The following is a 7,018-nucleotide window of genomic DNA, read 5'->3' on the forward strand; positions in this document are numbered from 1 at the left end:
TCCGTCTTTATCCTAAGACGGGCGTTTTATTATTAAACTCAACTTAGGTTTATTTATCGTCATCTAAAAGTGTGTCTAACACTTCAGATTCCGTACCATTTGGAAAAGGAATTTTTAGCATTTGTGAAAGTGTAGGAGCAATTTGCGTAATGTACTTTTTAGCATGCAACTCTCCTTTAGGAACTTTCCAACCATAAAAAAGCAACGGTACATGAGTATCATAGCTATTAAGTGTTCCGTGCGTAGTTCCGGTAGCTTGATACTGCATATAACCCGCCTTATCTAACACCACAATTTCACCATTTTGTCTCGGATCATATCCCTTAGAAATAAAACTCAAAAAATAATCATCTCCGGAAGAAGCTAAAATTTCTTCCTCAGTATACACTCTTTTAACTTGCTCCTGTGTCATCAAAAACGTTTTAAAACTTTGTTTTACAACATTCATATCCAATCCTTTATTCTTAATAATTTCTGTATTAAAAAACAGATTAAAATTAGAATAATCCAAAACTAAATCAGCACCGAAACTTTCGTTAGAAAACTTTTTCAATGCTGCAACAATATCTTTAGAAGGTATATTTTTTACATTGTATTTATTATCTTTTAAATAATTTGGATTTTCGGCGCCTGCATGATCAGCAGTCAAAAAAAGCAAATAATTATCTTTTCCAACCGTTTTATCTAAGTAGGTTAAAAACTGAGCAATAGTCTCATCTAAACGTAAATAAGTATCTTGCAACTCCATAGAACGAGGCCCAAAAGTGTGACCAACATAATCAGTAGAAGAGAAACTAACAGTCAAAAAATCTGTTATATCATCTTTTCCGAGGGATTCATTTTCTATAGCTTTCATCGCCAAGTCAGCTAAAATATCATTGCCAAAAGGAGTAGAACGTAAAATATCAGCCCCTTTTTCTTTATAAATTTCTTTCAAATCATAAGGAAAAACAGGTCTTTTAGTTTTATCCAATTTTCCTTCATATGGATTATCATCTGCAAGACTTTCATTATAAGTAGCAACCGGCTTAAATAAATCCCAGCCTCTATTGATATAATTCATGTATCGTTTTTCTTCATTGAATTCTGTAACCCAATCCGGTAATGCTAAACCATAAAAAGTACTTGAAATAAAGGCTCCTGTTTTACTGTACCAAAAAGCCCAATTGGCAAAGTGACCTGCTGGTAAAATGGAACCACGATCTTTGATACTCAACCCGATTACTTTGCCTTCAAAATTTGTTGCCATTCGTAACTCATCAGTGATGGTAGTGCTTAAAAGGTTTTTTGGAGACATAGCCCCCTCATTTTCTAAACCATCCCCAACTGTTTTCACAGAGGCATCGTCAGTGCAATACAAATCCTTTCCTGTCGCTTTATTAAACCAATCATTCCCTACAATGCCATGAGTAGATGGTGTAGCTCCAGTAAAAATACTGGCATGACCAGGGGCAGTATAGGTGGGTACAAAATTATAATGCATGTTATGAAATGTGTACCCCTTATCCATTAATCTTTTGAATCCATTTGATGAAAAATCATCTGAAAAACGATATAAATATTCCATTTTCATTTGATCCACAACGATACCAACTACTAATTTGGGTCTTTGCTGCGCTTGCAAATTTGACATAAGAATAAAGACACAAAACAAAAATATTTTTTTCATAATAAAAATTTTAATTTTACAAAAGTACATTTTTGATTTCGAAAAAACTTAACTAAGGAAAATCTACATATAAATTTAACGGTAACATAACCATTACAATCCTAGTAGCATGAAAACAAGTCGAACAAATTCTCAAACTATTAAATAATAATTTAATTATATGTTGTCGTAGAACCAGACAAGAAAAAGTCGGCAAAGATATTTCCTCAGGTAAATAAAACAATCAGTAATGCTAAAAAAGTACTTTTAGGCATTCATCATAATTGTGCAAACCAGCAATATGTACAAAATTATCTTGATAAGTTCTGTTATAAATTTAATAGAGGCTATTTTGGAAACAAACTATCGGATACACTCTTGATTGCTGCTTTAGAAACAATTTGGTATTAGGTACGGATAGTCATATAAACTATTATCAGTTCAACTTCATTTCTAATATCTTCAGGAATTTGAACACATTGAAAATATATTTTCATTTCTTTTTCAGTTTGTAATTCAAAAACATCGCCTACTTCTATTATTTTGCTTTCAAAATTTCAATAAAAAAAGTCTTTCTACACTATTTAACAACAATTTCTTTTAGGCCTATTCGGCATTATTTTAGTATTCAATCGATTAAAAAGAGTAAAAACTCTCTCGATATGATTCCATTCTAAAGAATAAAGCGATTGGGTACCGCTAATTTTTCTACAAATCAATTTTACTTTTATCAAATCATCTAAATGTTTCGAAACCGTAGATTGTGATAAAGGGATTTCGCTTACTAACTCTTTACAGGTTCTGTCCTTGTGTTTCGATAGTATCGAAATAATCATAACTCGTGCGGGATGCGATAAACATTTTGATAAAGTAGCTAGTTCAATTTCAAAAGAATGAAACTCTACATTTTTATTTTTTGGCATTAATCGTATTTATTAGATAATAAAAAAATTAAAACAAACATACTATATTTTAACATAAACAACTTAAAAGCAATGACTTATTAAAAAATAATTTATTGATAATCGTAACTATACGATTTAACAAACAAACTTAAAATAAACTTACTACGTATTTGTTTTTACATTTATTTAACATTTTACAAAAAAACTATGATTAAAAAATTATTTTGTTTGTTCTGTTTCTTTATAATTGCAAATTCCTACGCACAGGAAACCACAGGCGTGTTGAGAGGCACTATAGATAATGACCAGAATAATCCCATTGGATTAGCTGCTATTACTGTAACTCAAAATTCAACTGGAACAAAATACACTGCTATTTCCCAAGAAAATGGTTTTTTTGCTTTCAATCAATTACAACCCGATTCAAACTACAGTTTAGAAGTTTATTTTAATGGTTTTGAAACTTACAAACAAGAAAATATAGTTATCCGGTTAGGAAAAATAATTAATCTAAAAATCAATCTAGCTCCCAAAACAGAAGAACTAAAAACGGTTGAAATTGTAATACAAAAAGGAGCTAGAAACAGCAACGATAAAAGAATCCGAATTGATCAGATTATTAATTTACCTACCTTAAACAGAAGTATTCAGGATGCGACTCGCCTACTGCCAGAAGTCAATTTAAATTCATTTGGCGGAGCTAATTATAGATTTAATAATTTAAGTATTGATGGTAGTGCCACTAATGATGTTCTTGGGTTTCAAGAACCGGCAAGTGGCGCAGCGGGATCAGTAGCTTCTGGAACGCCGGGTGGCTTAGCAGGAACTCAACCTATTGGCTTCGGTGCTATTAGTGCTTTATCTGTAAAAACAGCTCCTTTTGATGTGACTTTTGGAAATTTCACCGGCGCGAGTATCAATTTAGTTACCAAAAATGGAACCAATACAACGAATGGAAGTGTTTACGTCTTTTTACGAAATAGATCTTTAACAGGGAATTATTCAGATGGTATTAAGCAACAATCGGCAGCCTTTTATGATATAGTTGCAGGTGCTAGTATAGGTGGACCAATAGTAAAAAATAAATTATTTTATTACTTTAATGCAGAATTTTCGGATCGTTCTGAACCTGTATTAAATGCTCCAGGAAGTGCTAATTCCAATATTTCAAAAGAAACCGTAAATCTAATAGCAAATCGATTAAAAACGAAGTATAATTATGATCCGGGAATCTCTGAAGGAGCAACTTTGGAAAGAAAAAATACGAAACTTTTTTTACGTTTGGATTATAATATTTCTGATAAACACAAACTTACATTGCGTAACAATTTTGTTACTGGCTTTGCTGATAACTTAGAATGGTCACAAAACATCTTCAATTTTGGAAATCAAGGGTTCCGACATAATTCTACCACTAACAGCATTGTTGCTGAACTAAAGAGTAGATTCACAAACAATCTTTCGAATAAATTAACTATTTCCCACACCACAGTTAAGGATGACAGAACCTTTAAAGGCAAAGTTTTTCCACATATCGAAATTATTGACAACACTTCAAATACTATTTTTGCTGGAACGTATAGAGAAGCAGCAGTTTACGGACTGACTTTGAACACTTCGCAATTTACAGATAATTTGACGTGGTATAAAAACAATCATACGTTTACATTAGGAACGTCAACGGAATTCAATGATATACAATACCGATTCCTTACTGCCTTTAACGGAAGATGGCAATACAGCTCTGTAAATAACTTTTTGATGGATAAACCAAATCGAGTAAGAGGGGTGTATAACATTGAAGGTAATGATTTTGAATACAATAAAAAAACACCATCAGCCGATTATCAAGTAGTTTTATCAAGTGTTTATTTACAAGATGAAATAAAAGTTAATGACAAATTAGGTTTATTAGCCGGAATACGAATTGATGGTCAGTTTTCAGGCAATTTCCCCGTAAGTTCACAAATACAAAGTACCCCAGAATTTGCTAAATACAAAAACAAAATAAACAATTCTCCTGTAATTAATCCCCGAGTTGGTTTTACTTATAACTTTGATGAAGACGAGAAATATGTTTTGAAAGGTGGTTCCGGATTGTTCACCGGTAGGATGCCTTTTGTATGGTATGCTTATTCTCACTATATCTCGGGTACCAAATATTTCAATATCGATTTTAGACCTACAACCCCTTTAGATTTGACGAGTGATTTGAGTTCATTAGAAGCTAAACAAGGCAAGCGTTTAACTGAGATTAATTTAGTCGATAATAATTTCAGTTTACCACGGGATTGGAAAAGCAATTTAAATTTTGATATTAAATTAAAACATAATTTCGGAATTCAATTAGAAGCTACCTATACTCAAGTTTTAAAAGGGCTACTATTTCAATCTATAAACAGAAAAGAAGATTTAAAAGCGAACTTTACAGGAGCCGATAACAGGCCTTATTATACTACAAGTGGTGATGCAGCAAAAATTAACACTAATTTTACCAATGTGTTTCTGTTGACCAATACCAATCAGGGTTACCGTTACAATTTAACCGTTAGTTTAACCAAATCAGCTCCACATTATAACGGATTTGTGGGCTATACTTATGGTGAAAGTAAAGATATTAGTAGTACGGTAAGAAACTCTCACGCCGCTAATTTCGAGTTCAATCAAGCGTTAGTTGCTAATTCGCCGAAGCTGGCCTATTCTAATTTTGATTTAAGACACAAAATCATTTCGTATCATTTCTATGATTTAGCTTTCAAGAAAGCATCCTTGCGTTTTGGACTAATTTATAATGGCCGTTCCGGAAGTCCGTTTTCCTTTGTATACGAAGGCGATATAAACAGAGACGGTTCAGCTAAAAATGATATTCTATACATCCCAAGAAACCAGTCAGAAATTAAATTACAAGATATTGTAGGGCCTAACAATACTGTATTGGCAACTGCCGGTCAACAATGGGCTCAATTAGACAGTTACATCAACAATAATGAGTTTTTAAGAGACCGAAGAGGTCAGTATGCAGATAGAAATGCCGCTCGCACACCTTGGAATCATCAAGTGGACGCCAAAATTGTTTTTCAACAAAAAATAGCTAAAAAAAGTCTGGAATTCTCCTTGGATATTTTCAATTTTGGTAACCTGATTAATAAGAATATTGGGGCACAACATTATGTGCCTAACATTAATAATTCAGGATATGCCTTATTGGATTTTGTGAAAATTGAAAATGGTAATCCCGTTTTTCAATTCAAAAACCCACAAAGCAAACCTTATTTAGTAGATACAATAAATTCTCGTTGGCAAGCGCAATTTGGGATAACCTACTTGTTCTAAAACTAAAAAATTCAAATTAGAAACACAATTCTACTCCACTTTACTATCCTCCATTTAGAATTGATAGTAAAGTGGAAATATTGTATGCAGGAATTCCGCTTTGAAAATTTGTCTTGTCCTGAATAACCGATACAGATTATTAGATAAAAAAGAATATCAACAAAATATAAAGCAACAACTACAGATCAAGCATATTTTATAACCATAACAATGGAAGGTTGGGTTGATATTTTTACGCGAATCAACCAAAAGTACAATATCGTTAATGCTTTGCAATATTGTCAGGATAAAAAAGTACTTGAAATTTATGCCTATTGTATTATGCACGGTAATATACATTAAATGTCCAAAGCCAAAAATGGCTTTATTCTATCAGAGGTCATGCGTGATTTTAAAAAATATACCTCAAATAAAATTATTGAAACTATAATGGAAGATCCAAAGAGTAGTAGGGAGAGGCTATTGTACAATTTTAAAAAAGCATTTGAGCATCTTAAAAGAGATCAAAGCTATAAAGTACGGCAAGACGGATATCACGCTGAGATAATAGAAACCAATTGGTTCATAAAACAAAAGGTTGATTATATACACAATAATCCTAATCCTGTTAAGGATAAAGTAGTTACCTTGCCAGAGGATTATTATTTTAGTTCTGCAAGAAATTATGCAGGATTAGAAAATGATTTGGATATTGTAATGTTGGATTTACTTCGTCAGTTCGGCTAAAGCCTCGGGTGTTTTAGATTGTTGATTTACTATGTGGGCACGGATTAGAAATCCGCCTATCGTTCCCGAGATATCCGGGGTTATCAGGTGTTAATGCACCCCATTCAGAATGATTATAGGTATCTCCTGCAACTCCATTTTTAGGACATTTTGTACAACCTCCATCAGGATCAATCCTACTATTCGGGTTATTCCCCATCCCTAGGTACGGACTTGCATATTGCCTATAAGAATCCGTACTTAACCACCTGCCAATCCTACTATCCCAGAGTCTCAGCGGAAAAGCCTCCATTCCAGTTTCAGAGTCGACTTCCTGCCCTTGAAAAGCGTACTTGTATTAATCTCCTTTAAGACAGATACATATTTAAATTTAGATAGGTCCTATCGGAATAGGGGTTTTCAAAGA

3 protein-coding genes and 3 pseudogenes are annotated in these 7,018 nt (G+C 32.9%); 3 read left to right on the forward strand and 3 right to left on the reverse strand.

The window, feature by feature from the left end:
* Nucleotides 1-49 precede the first annotated feature (49 nt).
* Nucleotides 50-1,669 (reverse strand): alkaline phosphatase PafA, encoded by a 1,620-nt coding sequence (gene pafA, locus EKM02_RS09770; protein ID WP_126454641.1) that lies wholly within the window; start codon nt 1,667-1,669, stop codon nt 50-52.
* A gap of 159 nt (nt 1,670-1,828) precedes the next feature.
* Here pafA and EKM02_RS09775 point away from each other — a divergent pair.
* Nucleotides 1,829-2,059 (forward strand): annotated as a pseudogene (locus tag EKM02_RS09775) (transposase); the annotation flags it as partial.
* A gap of 173 nt (nt 2,060-2,232) precedes the next feature.
* On the opposite strand, the gene EKM02_RS09780 reads toward EKM02_RS09775, so the two are convergent.
* Nucleotides 2,233-2,571, reverse strand: coding sequence for an ArsR/SmtB family transcription factor (locus EKM02_RS09780; RefSeq protein ID WP_126454643.1), 339 nt, complete (start codon nt 2,569-2,571; stop codon nt 2,233-2,235).
* Between the two features lie 189 nt (nt 2,572-2,760).
* On the opposite strand from EKM02_RS09780, the gene EKM02_RS09785 reads away from it, so the two are divergent.
* Complete coding sequence (locus EKM02_RS09785) at nt 2,761-5,886, forward strand: TonB-dependent receptor (RefSeq protein ID WP_126454645.1); 3,126 nt, start codon at nt 2,761-2,763, stop codon at nt 5,884-5,886.
* 153 nt (nt 5,887-6,039) lie between these two features.
* Nucleotides 6,040-6,612: pseudogene (locus EKM02_RS09790) on the forward strand (transposase).
* A gap of 13 nt (nt 6,613-6,625) precedes the next feature.
* On the opposite strand, the pseudogene EKM02_RS15290 reads toward EKM02_RS09790, so the two are convergent.
* Nucleotides 6,626-6,934 (reverse strand): annotated as a pseudogene (locus EKM02_RS15290) (RHS repeat-associated core domain-containing protein); the annotation flags it as partial.
* Between the last annotated feature and the right edge of the window lie 84 nt (nt 6,935-7,018).

The organism is Flavobacterium sp. RSP49 (assembly GCF_003968735.1).
In the GTDB taxonomy this organism is placed as follows: Bacteria; Bacteroidota; Bacteroidia; order Flavobacteriales; family Flavobacteriaceae; genus Flavobacterium.